The 19,795-nt window shown below is 72.0% G+C and carries 17 protein-coding genes; 8 read left to right on the plus strand and 9 right to left on the minus strand.

Going from position 1 to position 19,795, the window contains the following annotated elements:
• Positions 1–6: 6 nt before the first annotated feature.
• The 6 genes from cydB to LIV55_RS11890 all read right to left on the minus strand — a co-directional run bounded on the left by cydB (position 7) and on the right by LIV55_RS11890 (position 7,103).
• Entirely contained in the window at positions 7–1,071 is a 1,065-nt protein-coding gene (cydB, locus tag LIV55_RS11865; RefSeq protein ID WP_229300328.1) for a cytochrome d ubiquinol oxidase subunit II, read from the minus strand.
• A 21-nt stretch (positions 1,072–1,092) separates the two neighbouring features.
• Positions 1,093–2,559: a cytochrome ubiquinol oxidase subunit I gene (locus LIV55_RS11870; RefSeq protein ID WP_229300329.1), complete on the minus strand. Its 1,467-nt coding sequence runs from the start codon at positions 2,557–2,559 to the stop codon at positions 1,093–1,095.
• A gap of 278 nt (positions 2,560–2,837) precedes the next feature.
• Positions 2,838–4,118: an MFS transporter gene (locus LIV55_RS11875; RefSeq protein WP_229300330.1), complete on the minus strand. Its 1,281-nt coding sequence runs from the start codon at positions 4,116–4,118 to the stop codon at positions 2,838–2,840.
• A gap of 245 nt (positions 4,119–4,363) precedes the next feature.
• Positions 4,364–5,188, minus strand: a complete 825-nt coding sequence (locus LIV55_RS11880) for an amino acid ABC transporter ATP-binding protein (RefSeq protein ID WP_308012911.1) — start codon at positions 5,186–5,188, stop codon at positions 4,364–4,366.
• A complete protein-coding gene (locus LIV55_RS11885; RefSeq protein ID WP_229300331.1) occupies positions 5,188–6,198 on the minus strand; it encodes an amino acid ABC transporter permease in 1,011 nt (336 codons plus the stop codon). The genes LIV55_RS11880 and LIV55_RS11885 overlap by 1 nt, the downstream gene beginning before the upstream one ends.
• On the minus strand, positions 6,198–7,103 hold the full coding sequence (locus LIV55_RS11890; RefSeq protein WP_068272057.1) for an ABC transporter substrate-binding protein: 906 nt from the start codon (positions 7,101–7,103) through the stop codon (positions 6,198–6,200). Before LIV55_RS11890 ends, LIV55_RS11885 begins: the two co-directional genes overlap by 1 nt.
• A 223-nt stretch (positions 7,104–7,326) precedes the next feature.
• On the opposite strand from LIV55_RS11890, the gene LIV55_RS11895 reads away from it, so the two are divergent.
• The 6 genes from LIV55_RS11895 (at position 7,327) to LIV55_RS11920 (ending at position 13,371) form a co-directional block, all read left to right on the plus strand.
• A complete protein-coding gene (locus tag LIV55_RS11895) occupies positions 7,327–7,719 on the plus strand; it encodes a phage holin family protein (protein WP_068272060.1) in 393 nt (130 codons plus the stop codon).
• Complete coding sequence (hisC, locus tag LIV55_RS11900) at positions 7,719–8,795, plus strand: histidinol-phosphate transaminase (protein WP_229300332.1); 1,077 nt, start codon at positions 7,719–7,721, stop codon at positions 8,793–8,795. Before LIV55_RS11895 ends, hisC begins: the two co-directional genes overlap by 1 nt.
• Positions 8,796–8,959: 164 nt before the next feature.
• Positions 8,960–10,198 carry a thiamine pyrophosphate-dependent dehydrogenase E1 component subunit alpha gene (locus LIV55_RS11905; RefSeq protein WP_224767056.1) on the plus strand — a complete coding sequence of 413 codons (1,239 nt, stop codon included), beginning with the start codon at positions 8,960–8,962 and terminating at the stop codon, positions 10,196–10,198.
• Positions 10,198–11,187, plus strand: a complete 990-nt coding sequence (locus LIV55_RS11910; RefSeq protein WP_123092421.1) for an alpha-ketoacid dehydrogenase subunit beta — start codon at positions 10,198–10,200, stop codon at positions 11,185–11,187. Before LIV55_RS11905 ends, LIV55_RS11910 begins: the two co-directional genes overlap by 1 nt.
• Before the next feature lies 1 nt (position 11,188).
• Positions 11,189–12,586 carry a dihydrolipoamide acetyltransferase family protein gene (locus LIV55_RS11915; protein WP_229300333.1) on the plus strand — a complete coding sequence of 466 codons (1,398 nt, stop codon included), beginning with the start codon at positions 11,189–11,191 and terminating at the stop codon, positions 12,584–12,586.
• Positions 12,587–12,702: 116 nt separating this feature from the next.
• A complete protein-coding gene (locus LIV55_RS11920; protein WP_229300334.1) occupies positions 12,703–13,371 on the plus strand; it encodes a GOLPH3/VPS74 family protein in 669 nt (222 codons plus the stop codon).
• Positions 13,372–13,449: 78 nt separating this feature from the next.
• On the opposite strand, the gene LIV55_RS11925 is transcribed toward LIV55_RS11920, so the two are convergent.
• The 3 genes from LIV55_RS11925 to LIV55_RS16965 all read right to left on the minus strand — a co-directional run bounded on the left by LIV55_RS11925 (position 13,450) and on the right by LIV55_RS16965 (position 16,990).
• Positions 13,450–15,138, minus strand: coding sequence for an alpha/beta hydrolase (locus LIV55_RS11925; RefSeq protein ID WP_229300335.1), 1,689 nt, complete (start codon positions 15,136–15,138; stop codon positions 13,450–13,452).
• A 128-nt stretch (positions 15,139–15,266) separates the two neighbouring features.
• Positions 15,267–16,175 carry a serine hydrolase gene (locus LIV55_RS11930; RefSeq protein WP_229300336.1) on the minus strand — a complete coding sequence of 303 codons (909 nt, stop codon included), beginning with the start codon at positions 16,173–16,175 and terminating at the stop codon, positions 15,267–15,269.
• Positions 16,172–16,990: a LysR family transcriptional regulator gene (locus LIV55_RS16965; RefSeq protein ID WP_267492816.1), complete on the minus strand. Its 819-nt coding sequence runs from the start codon at positions 16,988–16,990 to the stop codon at positions 16,172–16,174. Before LIV55_RS16965 ends, LIV55_RS11930 begins: the two co-directional genes overlap by 4 nt.
• A gap of 95 nt (positions 16,991–17,085) precedes the next feature.
• Between LIV55_RS16965 and LIV55_RS11940 the strand changes: the two genes are divergently transcribed.
• Together LIV55_RS11940 and LIV55_RS11945 are read left to right on the plus strand one after the other, a co-directional pair.
• Positions 17,086–19,047, plus strand: a complete 1,962-nt coding sequence (locus LIV55_RS11940) for a penicillin-binding transpeptidase domain-containing protein (protein WP_229300337.1) — start codon at positions 17,086–17,088, stop codon at positions 19,045–19,047.
• Positions 19,044–19,781: a hypothetical protein gene (locus LIV55_RS11945; protein WP_229300338.1), complete on the plus strand. Its 738-nt coding sequence runs from the start codon at positions 19,044–19,046 to the stop codon at positions 19,779–19,781. The genes LIV55_RS11940 and LIV55_RS11945 overlap by 4 nt, the downstream gene beginning before the upstream one ends.
• The last annotated feature ends 14 nt before the right edge of the window (positions 19,782–19,795 follow it).

The following is a 19,795-nucleotide window of genomic DNA, read 5'->3' on the forward strand; positions in this document are numbered from 1 at the left end:
GTCGCCTCAGTGCACCGACGCCGCGGCGGCCGGGATGTGGTGGGTGCTGATCCGCTTGCGGAAGACCCAGTACGTCCATGCCGTGTACGCGAGGACGACGGGGGTGAAGATCAGTGCCGCCCACGTCATGATCTGCAGCGTCAGCGGCGAGCTGGCGGCTGCGTCGAGCGTCAGGGCCGGGTCGTCGCCGCGGCCGTTGATGGCGTTGGGGAAGAGCATGAGGAAGTACGTCGCGACCGTGAGCACGATCGTCGTGGTGGTCCCGACGAAGGCCCAGCCCTCCCGGCCGCGGGCGTTGGCGGCCAGGGCCGCGAGCAGCGCGACCGCGGCGACCACGGTCGTCACCCATGAGACGGTCGAGCCGCGCTCGGCGCCGAGCCAGCCGAGCAGCACGACCGCGAGCACCGCGGCGAGGACCCCGGCGCGAGCGGCGACGGCGCGGGCGCCCTCGCGCACCTCTCCCTGCGTCTTCAGCGCGAGGAAGTGCGCGCCGTGGGTGAGGCAGAGGACGGTGATGGTGATGCCGCCGAGGAGGCTGACGGGGTTGAGCAGGCTGAGGAGGGTGCCCGAGAACTCGGTGTAGGTCGTCGAGCCGGCCAGGTGGGCGGTCATCGGCAGGCCGTGGACGAGGTTCGTCAGGCCGGTGCCCAGGAGCAGCGGCGCGGCCACCGAGCCGCCGACGATGCAGGCGTCCCACCCCCTTCGCCAGGCCTCCGAGTCCCGCTTGTGCCGGTACTCGAAGCCCATGTTGCGCACGATGAGGCCGACGAGGACGAGGAGGAGGGCGAGGTACATGCCCGAGAACATCGTCGCGTACCAGTGGGGGAAGGCTGCGAAGGTGGCGCCGCCGGCGGTGAGCAGCCACACCTCGTTGCCGTCCCAGAAGGGGCCGATCGAGGTGAGCAGGACGCGGCGGCGCTTCTCCTGCTCGGGGGCGCCCGGCGCGTCGCCGCGCGCGGTCCCGCCGAGGACGGGCACGAGCATGCCGACGCCGAAGTCGAAGCCCTCGAGGACGAAGTAGCCCGTCCACAGGACGCCGAGGAGGATGAACCAGAAGGTCGTGAGTTCCATGGTGAGAGTCCCTGGGTGCGATCAGTAGGCGAAGGCGAGCTCGTCGTCGTCCGCGAGCTGTCGTGGCTCCTCGAAGGGCTCGGCGCCCTTCGCGATGTAGGCGAGGAGGAGCTTGACCTCGATGACGGCGAGGGCGCCGTAGAGGAGGGTGAAGACGGTCATCGAGATCCACACGTCCGCGGTCCCGACGGAGGGCGAGACGCCCTGGGCGGTCGTCATCTCGCCGTGGACGACCCACGGCTGCCGGCCGACCTCGGTGAAGATCCAGCCGAAGCTGTGCCCGACGACGGTGGCGACCGGGGCGAGCACGAGGAGCGGCTTCCACCAGCGCTGCATCGGCACGCCGGCCGCCCGCCGACGGGTCGCGACGAGGACGAGCGCGGCGACCCCGGCGGCGAAGAGCCCGGCGCCGATCATGAGCCGGAAGTTCCAGTAGGACATGGCGATCGGCGGGATGTAGGTGTCGGCCTGGGTGAGCTCGCCGTCGTCGAAACGGGCCCGGTACTCCTGCTCGAGCTCGGTCATGCCCTGCACCTGGCCGTCCCAGCTGCCCGTGCCGAGGTAGGACAGCAGGCAGGGGATCTCGATGACGTGCTTCGGGTTCTCACCGCCGAGCCCGGCGATCGTCAGCACCGAGAAGGGGGCGCACTGACCGTCCGGCGGGGTCTCGTAGAGCGCCTCCGCGGCGGCCATCTTCATCGGCTGCACCTCGGTCATCACCTTGCCCTGGAGGTCGCCGGACACGGCGACGCCGAGACCGGCGACGAGGGTGACGACCGCGCCCAGACGGGTGGCGCGGCGCCACATCGGGATCTCGCCCGGCCCGCCGACGCCGGGCAGGGTCGAGGCCTCGCCGCGGTGCGCCTGGCGCATCTTGTGCAGCGCGACGGCCATGACGACGGCGCCGCCGACCATGTAGCTGGCCGCGATGACGTGGGGGAAGGTGACGAGCTGCACCTCGTTGGTGAGCACCGCGACGAAGTCGGCCATCTCGGCCCGCCCGGTCTCGGGGTTGTAGCGGTAGCCCACGGGGTTCTGCATGAAGGAGTTCGCCGCGAGGATGAAGTACGCGGAGAGCAGCGTGCCGATGTGCACGAGCCAGATGCACGCGACGTGGAGGCGCTCGGGGATCTTGCCCCAGCCGAAGATCCACAGCCCGAGGAAGGTCGACTCGAGGAAGAAGGCGAGCAGCGCCTCGAGCGCGAGCGGGGCGCCGAAGATGTCACCGACGAAGCGGCTGTAGCTGCTCCAGTTCATCCCGAACTGGAACTCCTGGACGATGCCGGTGACGAGACCGAGCGCGAAGTTGATGGTGAAGAGCTTGCCGAAGAACTTCGCCAGCCTCATGTCGTCCTCATCGTGCCTGCGCAGCCATCGGCTGTGGAACCACGCGACGAGCGCGGAGAGACCGATGGTGATCGGCACGAAGAAGAAGTGGTAGACGGTCGTGATGGCGAACTGCCACCGCGCGAGGTCCACGGTGTCCACGGGCTCCCCTTGTCCTACGATGGAGTAGTACTACATGTCGTCGTACACACTACGACATCGCGTAGTAGTTGCCCAATCGACCCGCCTACCACGCCGTACGTGGGGTGATCACGACCCTTACGGCGTGGTAACCCGCGGCGAAGGGGGAGGGGCAGCCGGGTCGGCCTGGTTGAGGTGCGAAGGGGGGCTGTGGTGGTCGAGGTGCGAAGCGGGCTGCGATGGTCGAGGTGCGACGCGCCCTCAGGGCGCGAGCCTCGAGACCACCACTCCCAACGCCCCTACGCCCGAGGCGCGACGTACCGCACGAAGGGCGAGCCCGGCCGCGCCAGCACCAGCGTGAGCACGACGACGAGCCCACCGCCGAGCGCGGTCGTCGCACCCGCCCCCAGCGCCGGCGACACCGCCCCGTGCAGCACGTCGGCGACCCGCGGCCCGCCCGCGACGACGACGAGGAAGACCCCTTGGATCCGGCCGCGCATCGCGTCCGTCGCCGCGCTCTGCATCATCGCGGTCCGGAAGGCCGCCGAGACGACATCGGCAGCACCGCCGAGCGCGAAGAACCCCGCGGCGACCCACAGCATCGGCCCCAGGCTCCCGCCGGCGGCCATGACCGCCACCCCCATCCCGACCATCGCGCCGCCCCACACGACGACCGCGCCCGCGACCGCCACGCCGTGCCGCTCAACCCGGGAGACCCACCCGGAGAAGACCCCGCCGAGGAAGGCCCCGACGGGCATCGCGGCGAAGAGGACGGCGAAGGCGAGCCCCCCTTCGCTCGGTCCGCCGAAGTCGAGGTGCGCCATCTCGGGCACGAGCGCGCGGGGCATCCCGAAGACCATCGCGACGAGGTCGAGGACGAAGGACATGAGCAGCACCGGGTGCCCGCGCAGGTAGAGCAGGCCGTCCCACACCGAGCGCAGCCCCGGGCTGGACGGCAGCGCGTCGGCCTCGTGCTCGACCGGCAGCGGCGGCAGCCCGACGACCGCCCACAGCGTCGCGAAGAGGGTGAGCGTGTCGAGCAGGTAGAGCCACGCGTAGCCGATGAGGGGGATGAGCGCGCCGCCCATGAGCGGCCCGGCGATGGCCCCGGCCATGAAGACCGTCATCGACAGCGAGCTGGCGGCCGGGCGAAGGGGGGCCGGCACGAGCCGCGCGATCGCGGCCCCGCGGGTCGGCTGGTTGACGGCGAAGAAGGACTGCTGGAGCGCGTAGATGGTGAGGAGCAGCCAGACGTCAGTGCTCCCCGCGAGCGCCTGGAGCCACAGGGCGGCGGAGGTGAGGATGAGCCCCCACGTCGTGATCGTCAGCAGCAGCCGGCGGTCCATGTGGTCGGCGAGCGAGCCGCCCCACAGCCCGAAGACGAGCAGCGGGACGAGCCCGAAGAGGCCGGTGAGCCCGACGTAGGCCGAGCTGCCGGTCATCCCGTAGATCTGCGCCGGCACCGCGACGACGGTCAGCTGGGCCCCCACGACGGTGACCGCCTGCCCGACGAAGAGCCGCCGGTACTCCGGGATCTGCAACGGCCGCGTGTCCGCCAGCAGCCCCCGCACCCGTCGCACCGCAGCACCCTACGTGTCACCTCGAGGCCCCCGGCCCTTCGAGGCTCGCTGGCGCTCGCACCTCAGGGACCGAGCCCGTTTGGTGGTCGAGGTGCGACGCGCCCTCCGGGCGCGAGCCTCGAGACCACCGGCGCGAAGGGGGGCTCGCCCTTCGTCGCGCCCCGGGACCGAGACGCCGGCCCGGCAGACGCGAGTCGCCGCCACCCACGGCGGGGTGACGGCGACTCAGGTCGGTCGGTGACCGGTCAGACGACGAGGTCGCGGGCGGCGGCGGCCACCTGCTCGTGCTCGCTGCGCAGCCGGGACAAGAAGGCCTTGGTCCGGTTGTGCTGGGGGTTGTTGATGACCGTCTTGGGGTCGCCCTGCTCGACGACGACACCGCCGTCCATGAAGACGACGCGGTCGGCGACGTCGCGCGCGAAGGCCATCTCGTGGGTGACGACGATCATCGTCATGCCCTGGGCGGCGAGGTCGCGCATGACCTGCAGCACCTCGCCGACGAGCTCGGGGTCGAGCGCCGAGGTCGGCTCGTCGAAGAGCATGAGCTTGGGCTTCATCGCGAGCGCCCGGGCGATGGCGACACGCTGCTGCTGGCCGCCGGAGAGCTGGGCGGGGTAGGCCGACTCCTTGTCGGAGAGGCCGACCGTGTCGAGCAGGGCGAGGGCCTCGGCCCGCACCTCGGTCTTCTTGCGGCCCTGCACCTTGATCGGCGCCTCCATGACGTTCTCGAGAGCCGTCATGTGCGGGAAGAGGTTGAAGCGCTGGAAGACCATGCCGATCTCGCGGCGCTGCGCCGCCACCTGCTTGTCCTTGAGCCGGTGGAGCTTGCCGTTCTTCTCCGTGTACCCCGCGAGGTCGCCGTCGACCCAGATGCGACCGGCCTGGATGTCCTCGAGCTGGTTGATGCACCGCAGGAAGGTCGTCTTGCCCGAGCCGGACGGCCCGAGCAGGCAGACGACCTCGCCCTCGTCGACGTCGATGTCGATGCCCTTGAGCACCTCGTTACGTCCGAAGGCCTTGTGCACGTTGACCGCGTGGACGAGAGGCATGGTGCGTGCGCTGCTGGTCATCAGGCGCCCTTCCCGAGGATCCGGTTCTTCTTCGTGTGGGCCGTGGACTGCTCGCGCGTCGCGCCGTAACCCCGCCCGAAGTGCCGCTCGAGGTAGTACTGCCCGATCATGAGCACCGTGGTGATCACGAGGTACCACATCGTCGCTGCCACGAGCGAGGGCATGACCTTGAGGGTCCGGCTGCTCACGGCCTGGGCCTGGAAGAACAGCTCGGTGCCGAGCGGCAGGTAGGCGAGCAGCGAGGTGTCCTTGACCATGGCGATGGTCTCGTTGCCGGTCGGGGGGATGATGACGCGCATCGCCTGGGGGAGCACGACGCGGCGCATCGACAGGCTCGGGCTCATGCCGAGCGCTGCGGCGGCCTCACGCTGGCCGTCGTCGACCGAGAGGATGCCGGCACGGGCGATCTCGGCCATGTAGGCGGCCTCGGACAGACCCATCGCGATGATGCCCCAGATGAGGGTCGAGGAGATGTCGTTGACGTTGAGGGTGGCGATGGTGAGGTCGCTCGACAGCCCGAGGAAGCCGGCGAGCTGCTGGCTGAAGGGGAAGGGCCCGATGTCGAAGCGCGGGTAGAGGTAGCCGATGCCCGAGCCGAAGAGGAAGACGAGCACGAGGCGCGGGATGCCGCGGAAGAACCACGTGTACGCCAGGCCGACGACGCGCAGCACCGGGTTGCTCGACAGCCGCATGATGCCGACGACGACGCCGAGCGAGATGCCGATGATCATCGAGCCGATGGTCGCGAGGATCGTGCCCTTGACGAGGCCCTCGAGGACAGGGCTGAAGTTCATCACCCGGAAGGCGAAGGGCCAGTCCCAGCGGGCATTGGTGACGAAGCTCGAGACGATCATCGCCGCGACGAGAGCGAGGACGACGATCGCCACCCAGCGGCCGGGGTGCCGCACGGGCACCGCCTCGATGGGACCCGGGCGGTCGCCGCCGGTCGCGGCGACGCCGCCCCCCTCGGGCGAAGGGGGCGGCGTGCTGCTCGTGGAGGCCGAGGTCATCAGGGGTTGACGGCGAAGTCGTCGATGGCGCCGGACTCGTTGCCCCAGTTCTTGAGGATCGTCTCGTAGGTGCCGTCCTCCTGGATGGACTTCAGCGCCTCGGCGATGGCGTCGGCGAGCTCGGTCTGGTCCTTCGGCACGACGATGCCGTAGGGGGCCGAGTCGTAGATGTCGCCGAGCGCCTCGAGGGTGTCACCCTGCTGCTTGACGGCGTAGAGCGCGATGGGGGAGTCGGCGAGCATCGCGTCGACCTTGCCCGAGGCCAGGCTCGTCGTGACCTTGCTCTGCTCCTGCTCGACGACCGACTTGATCGGCTCCTCGCCGGCCTCCTCGCACTTCTTGCTGCGCGCCTCGAGGTCGTCGACCTGCACGGTGCCCTTCTGGACGCCGATGTTCATGCCGCACGCGTTGTCGGGGTCGACCTTGTTCGGGTTGCCCTTCGTCGTGACCCACTGGGTGCCGGCGTCGAAGTAGCTGATCATGTTGACCTGCTTCTTGCGCTCGTCGTTGATCGTGAAGGAGCTCACCGAGACGTCGTACTTGCCCGAGCTGATGCCGGCGATGAGGGTGTCGAAACCGCCGTTGCTCCACTTCGTCTCCAGGCCGAGCTTGGTGGCGACCGCGTCGAAGAGGTCGACGTCCATGCCCTCGACGGTCTTGCCGTCGTCGGCGAGGAACTCGTTGGGCGCGTAGGACGCGTCGGAGCCGACGGAGATCGTGCCCTTCTCCTTGATCTCGGCGGGCACCATGGCGGCGAGCTCGTCGTCGGTCTTGACGTCGACGGACTCGGTGGCCGAGCTCGACGAGCCGCTGGCGCCCGGGTCCTCGAGGGAGTCCGACCCGCACGCGGCGAGCGAGGTGGTCAGGGCGAAGCAGGCCGCCAGGGCGAGGGGGGCACGACGCATGAGGGTTCCTCCGTGTATCCGAGGGCGCGGGTGGCGCCCGGTGGGGTCATGGTGCCACCAGCGGGCACGGGGGGTCAGGCATGCTCCCGCGGTCGAGACCCATCCGCAACCTGTGGCGCGCTGCCCGTGAGGACCGCCGCCGACGCACGTGCTCGCACGGCGTCGGCGTGTCGACGACCTACGACAGGGTGATCCCCCCTTCGCTCACTGCCACACTGACCCCATGGCCAACTTCCTCATCAAGGTCGTCGTCAACGGCATCGCGCTGTGGGTCGCGGCGTTCCTCGTCGACGGCATCACGCTCGGCGAGGACGGCTCGACCTTCGCCTCGAAGTTCACGACGGTCCTGCTCGTCGCCCTCCTCTTCGGCGTGATCAACGCCGTCGTCAAGCCGATCGCGAAGGTCCTGTCCTTCCCGGCGATCGTCCTCACGCTCGGGCTCTTCACCTTCGTCGTCAACGCCTTCATGCTGCAGATCACCGAGTGGATCAGCGAGCCGCTCGGGCTGTCCTTCGCCATCCGCGACTTCTGGTGGGACGCCGTGCTCGGGGCGGTCATCATCACCGTCGTCTCGATGGTGCTCGGCTGGGTCCTGCCCGACGGGGACGACGACTGATGACCGACACCCCGGTGCGCCTGCGCGGCGCGCTCGACGCCGTGCCCGCCTACGTCGCCGGCAAGCCCCCGGTGGCCCGCGAGGGCCTCACCGTCTACAAGGTCTCCTCGAACGAGAACCCCTATCCGCCGCTGCCGTCGGTCCTCGACGTCGTGCGCGACGCCGCCGCGACGATGAACCGCTACCCGGACATGGGTGTCAGCGCGCTCACCGACGCCCTTGCCGCCCACCTCGACGTGCCCCGCGAGCGCATCGCGACCGGCACCGGGTCGGTCGGCGTGCTCGGCCAGATCATGCAGGCGACGTGCGACGCCGGCGACGAGGTCGTCTACGCGTGGCGCTCCTTCGAGGCCTACCCGATCGTCGTCGCGCTCTCCGGCGCCACCTCGGTGCAGGTGCCGCTCACCGCCGAGCACCGCCACGACCTCCCGGCGATGCTCGCCGCGATCACCGAGCGCACCAAGGTCGTCATGGTGTGCACGCCCAACAACCCGACCGGCCCGAGCGTCGGGCACGACGAGCTCGTCGGCTTCGTCGACGCCGTGCCCACCGACGTCCTCGTCGTCGTCGACGAGGCCTACCTGGAGTTCGTGCAGGACGACGACCCTGTGCGGGCGCTGGAGATCCTGCGCGACCGGCCGAACGTCGTCGTGCTGCGCACCTTCTCCAAGGCGTACGGCCTCGCCGGGCTGCGGGTCGGTTACGCCGTCGCCCACGAGCCGGTCGCCGAGGCGCTGCGCAAGACCGCGACCCCCTTCGGCGTCAACACCCTCGCCCAGGTCGCCGCCGTCGCCTCCCTCCAGGCCGCCGACGAGCTCGAGGTGCGCGTCAAGGAGCTCGTCGCCGAGCGCTCGCGCGTCGTCGCCGGTCTCGCCGAGGCCGGCTGGGACGTGCCGCAGAGCGGGGCGAACTTCGTGTGGTTCCCGGTCGGGGAGCGCACGCCCGAGCTCGTCGCGGCGTGCGCCGAGGCCGGGCTGTCCGTGCGGCCCTACGGCACCGACGGCGTGCGGGTGACGATCGGCGAGACCGAGGCCAACGACCGTCTGCTGCAGGTGGCCCGGGACTTCCGGGCCTGACCCGCACGGCGCCGTTGGGCCCCCTGCCGGGGAGGCGCTAGCGTGTGGCCCGCACCTACGTGCGCCACCGCTCACCCCGCGGTGGCCACGCCCGTCGCGCGCCATGGCGGCGCGTCAGCAGCCCCGGTGGGTCACCCCCAGCGCCAGGGCCGAAGGAGTAGCAGATGAGCGACAACGACGTCGTGCCGGAGCGCAGCGCCGGCGCCGACATGGCCGGGGCCTTCGAGCCCTCGCCGGAGCACGGGCCGACCCCGCCGTCGATGATCACCGGGCACTTCTCGGACGACAACCCCGAGATGGTCCAGTTCGTCGACGCGAACGGCACCCGGCTGGGCATCACCCCCGCCAACGAGCCGTACGCCTCGATCGTCGAGGAGATGACGAGCGAGGACGCGCGGATGATCTACCGCGACCTCGTCCTCGTGCGCCGCATCGACGCCGAGGGCCACGCGCTCCAGCGTCAGGGCGAGCTCGGGCTGTGGCCCTCGCTCCTCGGCCAGGAGGCCGCGCAGGTCGGCGCCGGGCGCGCGCTGCGCGACCAGGACTACGCCTTCCCCGGCTACCGCGAGCACGGCGTCGCCTGGTGCCGCGGGGTCCCGCCGGAGAACCTCCTCGGCATGTTCCGCGGGGTCAACAACGGCGGCTGGGACTCCAACGCCAACAACTTCCACCTCTACACGATCGTCATCGGCAACCAGATGCTCCACGCGGCGGGCTACGCCATGGGCGTCAAGGCCGACGGCGCGGTCGGCACCGGTGACCCGGAGCGCGACACCGCGGTCATGGCCTTCACCGGCGACGGCGGCACCGCCCAGGGCGACTACAACGAGGCGCTCGTCTTCGCCTCGGTGACCTCCGCCCCCCTCGTGTTCTTCATCCAGAACAACCAGTGGGCGATCTCGGAGCCGAACGACAAGCAGTTCACCATCCCGCCCTACCAGCGCTCGCGCGGCTTCGGCATCCCCGGTGTGCTCGTCGACGGCAACGACCCGCTCGCGACGTACGCCGTGTGCCGCAAGGCGCTCGACGACGCCCGCTCGGGCCAGGGCCCGACGCTCATCGAGGCCTACACCTACCGGATGGGCGCGCACACGACGTCGGACGACCCGACGAAGTACCGCAGCTCGGCCGAGGTCGAGATCTGGCGCGACAAGGACCCGATCAAGCGCATGCGCGGCTTCATGGAGGAGCACGGGCACGGCGACGACGAGTTCTTCGCGGCCGTCGACGCGGAGGCCGACGAGGTCGCCGCCCGCATCCGCCACGCCTGCCAGACGATGCCCGACCCGGAGCTGCCCACGATGTTCGACGACATCTACGTCGACGACCACCCGGTCGTCGCCGCCGAGAAGGCGGAGTTCGTCGCCTACCACGAGTCCTTCGTCGGGGAGGGTGGTCACTGATGGCCGGCACCAAGCTCACCCTCGCGAAGGGGCTCAACGCGGGCCTGCGCAAGGCGATGGAGGACGACCCGAAGGTCGTCCTCATGGGAGAGGACGTCGGCAAGCTCGGCGGCGTCTTCCGCATCACCGAGGGCCTGCAGAAGGACTTCGGCGAGGACCGGGTCATCGACACCCCGCTCGCCGAGTCCGGCATCGTCGGCTCCGCGATCGGCCTGGCCCTGCGCGGCTACCGCCCGGTCGTCGAGATCCAGTTCGACGGCTTCGTCTACCCGGCCTTCGACCAGATCGTCAGCCAGGTCGCGAAGATGCACGCCCGCTCCCTGGGCCACCTGCGCCTGCCGATGGTCATCCGCATCCCCTGCGGCGGCGGCATCGGCGCGGTCGAGCACCACAGCGAGTCCAACGAGGCCTACTTCGCGCACACCGCCGGTCTGCGGGTCGTCACCTGCTCCGACGCCGCCGACGGCTACTGGATGATGCAGCAGGCCATCGCCAGCGACGACCCGGTGATCTTCTTCGAGCCCAAGCGGCGCTACCACGAGCGCGGCACCGTCGAGATCGACGAGGCCGCCGGTCCCGTCCTCGGCCTGCACGACGCCCGCGTCCTGCGCGAGGGCACCGACGCGACGCTGCTCTGCTACGGCCCGATGGTCAAGGTCTGCCTGGCCGCGGCCGAGGCCGCCGAGCAGGAGGGGCGCAGCCTCGAGGTGCTCGACCTGCGCAGCCTCAGCCCGCTGGACCTGCCGCGCATCCTCGAGTCGGTGCGCAAGACCGGCCGGGCCGTCGTCGTCCACGAGGCGTCGACCTTCCTCGGGCTCGGCGCGGAGATCGCCGCGCTCGTGCAGCAGGAGGCCTTCTACCACCTCGAGGCGCCCGTCCTGCGGGTCGGCGGGTACAACATCCCCTACCCGCCGAGCCGCTTCGAGGAGCACTTCCTGCCCGACCTCGACCGGGTCCTCGACGCCGTCGACCGATCGCTGGGGTACTGACATGGCGCTGCAGAAGTTCAACCTCCCCGACCCCGGCGAGGGCCTCACCGAGGCCGACCTCGTCACCTGGCGGGTCGCCGTCGGCGACGAGGTCAAGGTCAACGACATGGTCGTCGAGGTCGAGACCGCGAAGTCGCTCGTCGAGCTGCCCATCCCCTTCGCCGGCCGCGTCGTCGAGCTGCTCGCCGCCGAGGGCGACACCGTCGACGTCGGCGCGCCGATCATCGTCGTCGACACCGGCGGCGAGGCGGCCCCCGCCGCCGCGCCGTCGGCCGGCTCCGCCGCCGCGGAGGAGCCGGACGAGGCCAGCGGGCCCAACCTCGTCGGCTACGGCGCGAAGGCGGGGTCAACCCGTCGGCGTGCCCGTCGCGGCGAGCCCGCCCAGGCCTCGCTGCCCACCGAGCAGCCGGTCGCCTACTCGCCGGCCCCGCCGCCGGAGGCGCTGCCCGAGCCCGCCCCGGCCCCGGCCGCCCCGGTCACCGGTGAGCGCGCCCGCGCGCTCGCCAAGCCGCCGGTGCGCAAGATGGCCAAGGACCTCGGCGTCGACCTCGCGTCCGTGACCCCGAGCGGTCCTGGGGGCGTCGTCACCCGTGAGGACGTCCAGGCCGCGGCCTCGGGTGCCTCCACCTCGGCCTCCTCGGGTGGTCTCGAGGGTCGTCCCGCGCAGCTCGACCAGCAGGCCGGCCCCGCGGAGCGTCGTGTCCCCATCAAGGGCGTGCGCAAGGTGACCGCCCAGGCGATGGTCGACTCGGCCTTCACCGCGCCGCACGTCACCGAGTTCGTGACGATCGACGTCACGGCGACGATGGACCTCGTCGACCGGCTCAAGAAAGACCGGGCCTTCCGCGACGTCAAGGTCACCCCGCTGCTCGTCGTCGCCAAGGCGCTGTGCCTGGCGATCCGGCGCAACCCCGACGTCAACGCCAGCTGGGACGAGGCCGCGCAGGAGATCGTGTACCGGCGCGACGTCAACCTCGGCATCGCCGCGGCGACCCCCCGCGGGCTCGTCGTGCCGAACATCAAGGGCGCGGACTCGATGCCGATGCGCGAGCTCGCCGACGCGATGGCCCAGCTCGTCGCGACGGCGCGCGAGGGCCGCACCCAGCCGGCGGACTTCGCCGGCGGCACGGTGACGATCACCAACGTCGGCGTCTTCGGCGTCGACACCGGCACCCCGATCCTCAACCCCGGCGAGGCGGCGATCCTCGCCTTCGGCGCGGTGCGTCGGATGCCGTGGGTCGTCGAGCGCGACGGCGTCGAGAGCATCGAGCCGCGCTGGGTCACCCAGCTCGCGCTCTCCTTCGACCACCGCATGGTCGACGGCGAGCTCGGCAGCAAGGTCCTCGCCGACGTCGCCGCCCTCCTGCACGACCCCGGCCAGGCCCTCGTCTGGGCCTAGGTCACCGACGCGAAGGGGGAGCCCGCGGGCTCCCCCTTCGCTCGTCCTCACGGCGGAGAGCGGGTCATCCGGCAGTGGGAGGTGCGCCGCCCCGTCCCCTCGCTAGCGTCGAGGTCATGAGGACGACAGACGAGCTCTTCTTGCTGCTCACCACCGACGACGGCCGTCTCGAGGGCATGTCCCAGCGCGGCTTCGGCCTCACCGCCTCCCTCCTCGCCGATCTCGTCGAGGCGGGACGGCTCCACCTCAGCGACGACCGCGACCCGAAGGCCCACCTCGTCGACTCCGCCCCGACGGGCGACCCGGTCCTCGACCACGGGGTCCTGCGGCTCGTCCAGAAGCGGCCCGGAACCCGGCTGTCCAGCCTCGTCGCCGACCGCAAGCTCAACCCCGAGCCCCTCGTCGTCGTCCGCCTGCAGGGAGCGGGCGTCGTCGGCCACGAGCCGAAGCGGATGCTCGGCCTCGTCCCCGACCGCTACCCGACCCTCGACCCCGGTCCCGAGGCGCACGTGCGCAGCCGGCTGGCTGCCGTGCTCACCGGCGCGCAGGCGCCCTCGCGTGGTGACGCGACGATCCTCTCCGTGCTCCAGGGCCTCGGGGTCGCCCACCGCGTGCTCAAGGCCGAGGCGGCCGGGCGCAGCTCGCGCGAGCTGAAGAAGCGCGTCGAGGAGGTCGTGGCGAGCACCCCGGCCGGCGACGCCGTCGGCCGGGCCGTGAGCGCGCTCAACACCGCGATGATCACCGCGGTCGTCATCCCCGTCGTCGTCGCCGGCGGGTCGAGCTGACCTCGACGGCACGACGAAGGGGGAGGGGCCGGCGAGCCGGCCCTCCCCCTTCGCGGTGGTGGTGCTGTGCGTCTGCGATCAGAAGCCGCGGGCCCCGTCGAGCAGCTCGCGCAGCTCGCGGTTCTTGATCCCGACGGACTTCTCGGTCGGCTGACCGCTCTTGCGGGCGGCCGCGGTGACGCTCGGCTCGGGAGCCGGGACGGGCGCGCACTTGACGTCGGACAGCACGCCCGAGCGACGCGTCGGCAGCGTGCCCGACTTCAGGTACGCGGCGATCTTGTCGTCGGTGCAGGCGACACCGGACAGCGAGCCCGAGTGGGTGCTGCCGCCGACGCCCTCGATGAGGACCGACTTCGGGAAGCGACGACGGACCTCGATGGCGCCGGAGAAGGGCGTCGCCGCGTCGTTGGTCTCGCCGATGAGGAGCATCGCCGGGGCCTTGCTGCCGTTGATGTACGGGTCCTGCTGGGACTGCGCCGGCCACCAGTGGCACGGGGCGTTGAACCACGTGTTGCCCCACGTCTCGAAGGGCGCGGACTTGTTGAGCTGCCACGCGTCCTCACGCCACGTCGACCACTTCGCGGGCCAGATGGCGTCGGTGCACTGCACCGCCGCGTAGACGGCGTAGCCGTTGTCGGCGCCCGGACCGGTCGGGTTGCCCTCGACGTAGGTCTGCTCGGCGGGGGAGAAGTTGCCCTCCTGCGCCGCGGCGAAGACCTGGGCGAGGTAGTCCCAGTCGTAGACGTAGTAGCCCGCGGAGAGGAAGACGTCGGTGAACTCCGACGGCCCGAGCTTGCCCTGCGGGTTGTAGTACAGCTTCGAGCGCAGCTTGTACCACTTCGCGCGGACGTCCTGGCCGTCCGCGCCGAGGCCGTACGAGGCGTCGTTGTCGGCCACCCAGTTGAAGAACTGGCGCATCGACTTCTCGAAGGCGATGTTCTGGTCGAGGTTGGCCTTGTACCAGACACGACGCGGGTCGACGACGCCGTCGAGGACGAAGCGACGGACCTGGTTCGGGTACTTGCTGGCGTACATCTGGCCGAGGTAGGTGCCGTAGGAGAAGCCGTAGAGGTTGATCTGGTACCGGCCGAGGGCCCGGCGCAGCGACTCCATGTCAGCCACGGTCGCCGACGTGCGCATGTGCTTGAGGATCGACCCGTTCTTCGCGCACTTGTTGGCGTAGTCCTTCGAGCGGTTGATCCACTGCGTGTAGATCGTGCTCTTGAAGGGCGTGTAGTACGGGCGCGGGGCGGCCGTGACGTTGCCGTCGCAGGTGAGGGCGGGCTGGGAGCTGCCGACCCCGCGGGGGTCGAAGCCGATCCAGTCGTACCCGGCACCGGCGCCGTCGGGGACGAACTCGCCAAGGACGGCGAGGCCGAGACCGGAGCCACCGGGGCCACCGGGGTTGACGAGCATGGCCCCCTGGTAGCGCACGGACGGGTCGGCCTTGACCCGCGAGACCGCGAGCTTGATCTTCGTCCCGGTGGGGCGGGTGTAGTCCATGGGGACGGTGAGCATGCCGCACTGAGCACCGGCACCCTGGAGGCGCTCGCTCTCGCACGAGCCCCAGCGGATCGGCGGCGGGGTGTAGCGGTGGACCTGCGTGGCGGTTGCGTCCGGCACGACCGGCGCGGTGGCGACGGACGGTGCGGCGACGGTCGACGGCGCTGCCGCGACCTCAGGCGTGGCGTTCGCCGCACCCGTGGCGTACGACCCGAGTCCGGCGGCCAGGGCCACCGTCGTCAGTGCCGTGAGAGTTCTCCTCATGCGAAATGTCCTCCCTCGGGGATGCGCCCCGGACGAGGCGCAGGAGACACCTTCCTCCTCCGGGGCGGATTGCGCACCCCCTTGGGGTGACCAGTTCGCGGCGATCTGGCGAAGGGGGTGTCCCCAGGTCAGGCCCCCAGCTCGGCGCCGGAGGGGGCCGGTCGGCGCAGGGGGTGCACGGCGGTGCGTGCGATGACGCCGATCGCGGTGTCGACCCGCGGCTGGTGGGACTCCGGTCGCAGCGACCGGGTGAGCACGCCGACGGCGACGGGCACCTCGCCCGGGATCTCCACGACGGCGATCTCGTGACGCAGCCGGCCGAGAGTGCCGGTCTTGCCCGCGACGACGACGTCGTCGTGCGGGAAGCCCGAGGCCACCCGGTGACGCCACACCTGCCGGCGCATCGCCTCGCGGACCGGCAGCGCCGACTCCTCGCGCCACAGGTGGGCGAGCATCGTCGTGAGGTCGCGTGCCGTCGAGCTGCTCGTGAGGGCGGGGTCGTACTCGCTCGTCGTCCGGTCCGCGGCCGGGTCGGCGAGCAGGGCGAGGGCCTGGCCGAGGTCGCGGCCTCCGGTCTCGGCGACGACCGCCCGCATGGCGTCGGCGGTCCCGCGTCGCGCGTCGGTGGAGCGGCACCCGGCCCCCACGAGCCAGGTCTGGACCGCGTCGGCACCGACGAGCGACAGGACGGCCGCGGCGCAGGCGTTGTCCGACGCCGCCAGGGAGAGGCGGACGCAGTCGCGCTGCGTGAGCACGACGCGGTCCTGCAGCGCGCTGACCCCCGTCGGGCCGGCGGTGCGGTCCGAGGGGTCGAGGACGACCTCCGCGAGGGGGTCGAGCTCTCCCGCGGTGACGAGCGCCGCCCACGTCCCGGCGACCGCCACCTTGTACAGCGAGGCCATCGGCACGGCGACGTCGGCCCCGACGGCGATCTCGTCCTCGACGTCGTCGACCCGACGGGCATGGACGTGCGCGGTGATGCCGGCGTCCTCGGCCGTCCGCTCGACGGCCCGGGCGGCCTGGGTGAGACGAGTCATCGCAGGGCCTCGTGCAGGGCCGAGACGACCGCTGCGTGGTCGAGGTCGGGCCGCTGCTCGGAGATCACCGGCACCGCGGCGCGGTACCTCAGCGGCACCAGGTCTGCGCCCCCCTCCTGCACGTCCCCCTCCTGCGTCGGGAGCGCCGGCCGCAGCCCGCAGGCCAGGCCGGCCTCGACCCGGACGGACCGTTCCTGCGCGGAGGCGATCTCGTGCACCGGAGCCAGGCGACCGAGCCTGAGCAGTGCGTCGACGACCTGGTCGTGGGCTGCCGGGTGGTGGCTGCGTGGCGGGAGCACGAGCGGCAGGTCGTCATGGTCGGGGACGACGGCGGCCGAGACCGTGATGACGTCACCGGTGAGCAGGCCGTCGAGGGCCACCGGGTGCCTCACGAGGACGACGTCGAGGTCACCGTCGCGCAGCCGTCCGACGAGCTCGGTGCTGCCGGCGAGCACGGGCTCGACGTCGATGCCGGTACCGACGAGGTGCGCGAGGACCGGCCCGGCGAGGGTGTCGAGGTCGGCGGCGAGCCCGAGGCGGACGCAGCGCCGCTCGGACCACCGGCGGGAGCTCTCGACGAGGGCGTCGGCGTCGGCGAGCAGCTGGCGGGCCGCGGGGAGCAGGGCGGACCCGGGAGCGGTGAGCGCGACCCGACGGGCATCTCGGTCGAAGAGCCGCTGGCCGAGGTGGCGCTCGAGGCGCTGGACCCCCTGCGAGAGCGGGGGCTGGGCCATCGACAGGCTGGCGGCCGCACGACCGAAGTGGCGGTGCTCCGCGACGGCGACGAAGAGCCGGAGGTGGCGCACGAGGTCCATGAGGGCACCGTAGCCCCCGCCCGATATCTGTCCGATATCGAATGCCGCCTTCCATAGTCTTTGACTCTCGACCGCCGTCAGGTGACGGTGGACCCATGCGCAGGGGCGAGGACGAGACGACGACCGGTCGCACCGGTCACGGGCGGCACCGACGGGGCACGGCGGTGGCCGTCGTGCTGGCTCTGGTCCTCGCCGCCGGGACGGGCTGGTGGTGGCAGGACAGGCGCCGCAGCGCAGCAGCCGTCGGCGCGGCCCAGGAGCACGCCGAGCAGGTCGCGCAGGACCTCGCCACCGGGCGACCCCCGTCGCTCGACGGCGCACCGTCCGAGGACGAGATGGGCGAGGTGCTCGAGGGGATGGGCGAGATCGCCCACACCGTGACCGCGGGCGAGGTCAGCCTCGACGACGACGTCCGACGAGGCACCGTCACCTTCGAGCACACGTGGCGCATCCACGAGGACAAGCAGCCCTGGACCTACGAGACGACTCTGGCCGTGCGGCGGGACGGCGAGCGCTGGTCGGGCACCTGGGAGCCGGGTCTCCTCGCGCCGGACCTCGAGGCGGGAGAGGGGTTGCAGGCGCGCCGGCTGAGCGCCGAGCGGGGCGAGGTCCTCGGCGACGGCGGGCGGGCCCTGGTCACCGACCGTGCGGTCGTGCGCGTGGGCGTCGACCGCTCGCAGACGTCGTCCCTCGGCCAGGCGCGGCGCAGCGCACGCGAGGTCGCCGAGCTCGTCGACGTCGAGGTCGGACCCTTCGTCGACGCCGTCGAGGCCGCCGGACCGCAGGCCTTCGTCGAGGCGATCGTCCTGCGCGCCCAGGCTCCCGAGCTCGACGAGGTCTCGCGCGGCATCGCCGAGATCCCGGGCGCGCGGGGCGTCGAGGACACGATGCCGCTCGCGCCGACGAGCACCTTCGCCCGTGCGGTGCTCGGCAGCGTCGGTCCGGCGACGGCGGAGCAGGTGGAGGGGTCGAAGGGGGCGATCCGCGCCGGTGACGTCGTCGGCACGAGCGGGCTGCAGCTCGCCCAGGACGACCGCCTGCGCGGGACGGCCGGCTACGTCGTCGAGGCGGTCGACCTCGAGGGGTCGGCGGAGCCGCGCGAGCTGCGCTCGGTGCCGGCCGTCGACGGCCGGTCCGTGCGCACGACGCTGAGCCAGACCCATCAGGAGCAGGCCGAGGCGGTGCTCGAGGACATCGGGCCGCCGAGCGCGGTCGTCGCGATCCGTCCGTCGGACGGCCATGTCCTTGCCGCGGCGAGCGGGCCGGGCAGCGAGGGGACCTCGACGGCGACCCTCGGCCAGTACGCGCCCGGCTCGACCTTCAAGACCGTCACCGCGCTCGCGCTCCTGCGCAGCGGGATCACCCCGCAGACCCGCGTGCCCTGCACGACGACCACGACGGTCGAGGGGCGCTCCTTCACCAACTACGACGACTACCCGAGCAGCGCGACCGGAGACGTCCCCTTCGCCACCGCCTTCGCCAGCTCGTGCAACACCGCGCTCATCTCGCAGCGCGACCGTCTCGGCGACGGAGCGCTCGACGAGGCCGCCGAGGCGCTGGGTCTCACCCTCGACCCCTCCCTCGGCGTGCCGGCAGAGCTCGGTGACGTGCCCGACCCGAAGGCCGACGTCGACCTGGCCGCCGCGACCATCGGGCAGGGCACGGTCCTGTCGACCCCCATGGGCATGGCGACCGTCGCCGCCAGCGTGGCGAAGGGGGCAGCGGTCTCGCCGGTCCTCGTGCTCGACGGCGGGTCGCGCCGGCCCGCGAGTCCCGCACGACCGCTCACGGCGGCCGAGAGCGAGCAGCTGAGGAGCCTCATGCGTGGTGTGGTCACCGACGGGTCGGCGCGCTTCCTCGCCGACGTGCCGGGCGGGCCCGTGGGTGCGAAGACCGGCACGGCCGAGTACGGCACCGACGAGCCCCCGCGCACCCACGCGTGGATGATCGGCACCCAGGGCGACCTCGCGGTCGCGGTCTTCGTCGCGGACGGTCCCGGTGGCGCGTCGACCGCCGGCCCGGTCCTCGAGGACTACCTGCGCCGCCTCCAGCGGTGAGCCGACGGCGCAGCGGTCTCCTCGCGCTGGCCGCCCCGGTGCTCGGCGTCGCGCTCGTCGCCGGGTGCTCGTCCAGGCAGGCCGAGGCAGACGCGCGGGCCGAAGAGGGCGTGGCCCAGGTCGTCGCGCTGCTCGAGAGGGTGCCGAGGCAGCAGTGGGCGCGCCCGTCGGCAGCGGTCCGCGAGCAGCTCGCCGCGAACGCCGTCTCCTACCGGGTGCTGGAGCTGGAGGCCGACGGGACGGTCGACCTCGCCGTGTGGCGCGTCGACACCGGGGCAGACCCCTTCACGGACGACACCGTGCGCACGGGGGTGGCCTGCGCGCAGGTCGAGCCGGACGGCGTCTCGCGCGCCACCGCCTGCCCGCCGCGCCTGGCGCCCGAGGCGCCGGCGACCTCCGTCGACTGGTCCGACGCCTCGGCCGCCCACGACGCAGCGCTCGTCGACATCTCCGGTGCGCTGGACCGCACCCAGGAGGAGGTCCGGCGGGGGCGGGTCGTGGACCGGCGTCAGGCGGAGGCAGAGCTCACGCGCAGAGGTCTCGTCGTGCGGGTCCTGCCGAGCGACGACCCGACGACCCTGCGCGCGACGGTGCAGCGCACCGCGCGCTCCGAGCGGATGGGCGACACGAGCCGCTCGGTCTCGGCGACGTCCTGCACGACCGTCACCGTGTCCGTCGACCCGGCGGCGCCGTACTACAGCAGCGTCGACGGGCGGGCGTGCTCGCCCCGCTGAGGGGCACGCCCGTC

Source organism: Janibacter melonis, from assembly GCF_020567375.1.
Classification (GTDB): Bacteria; Actinomycetota; Actinomycetes; order Actinomycetales; family Dermatophilaceae; genus Marihabitans; species Marihabitans melonis.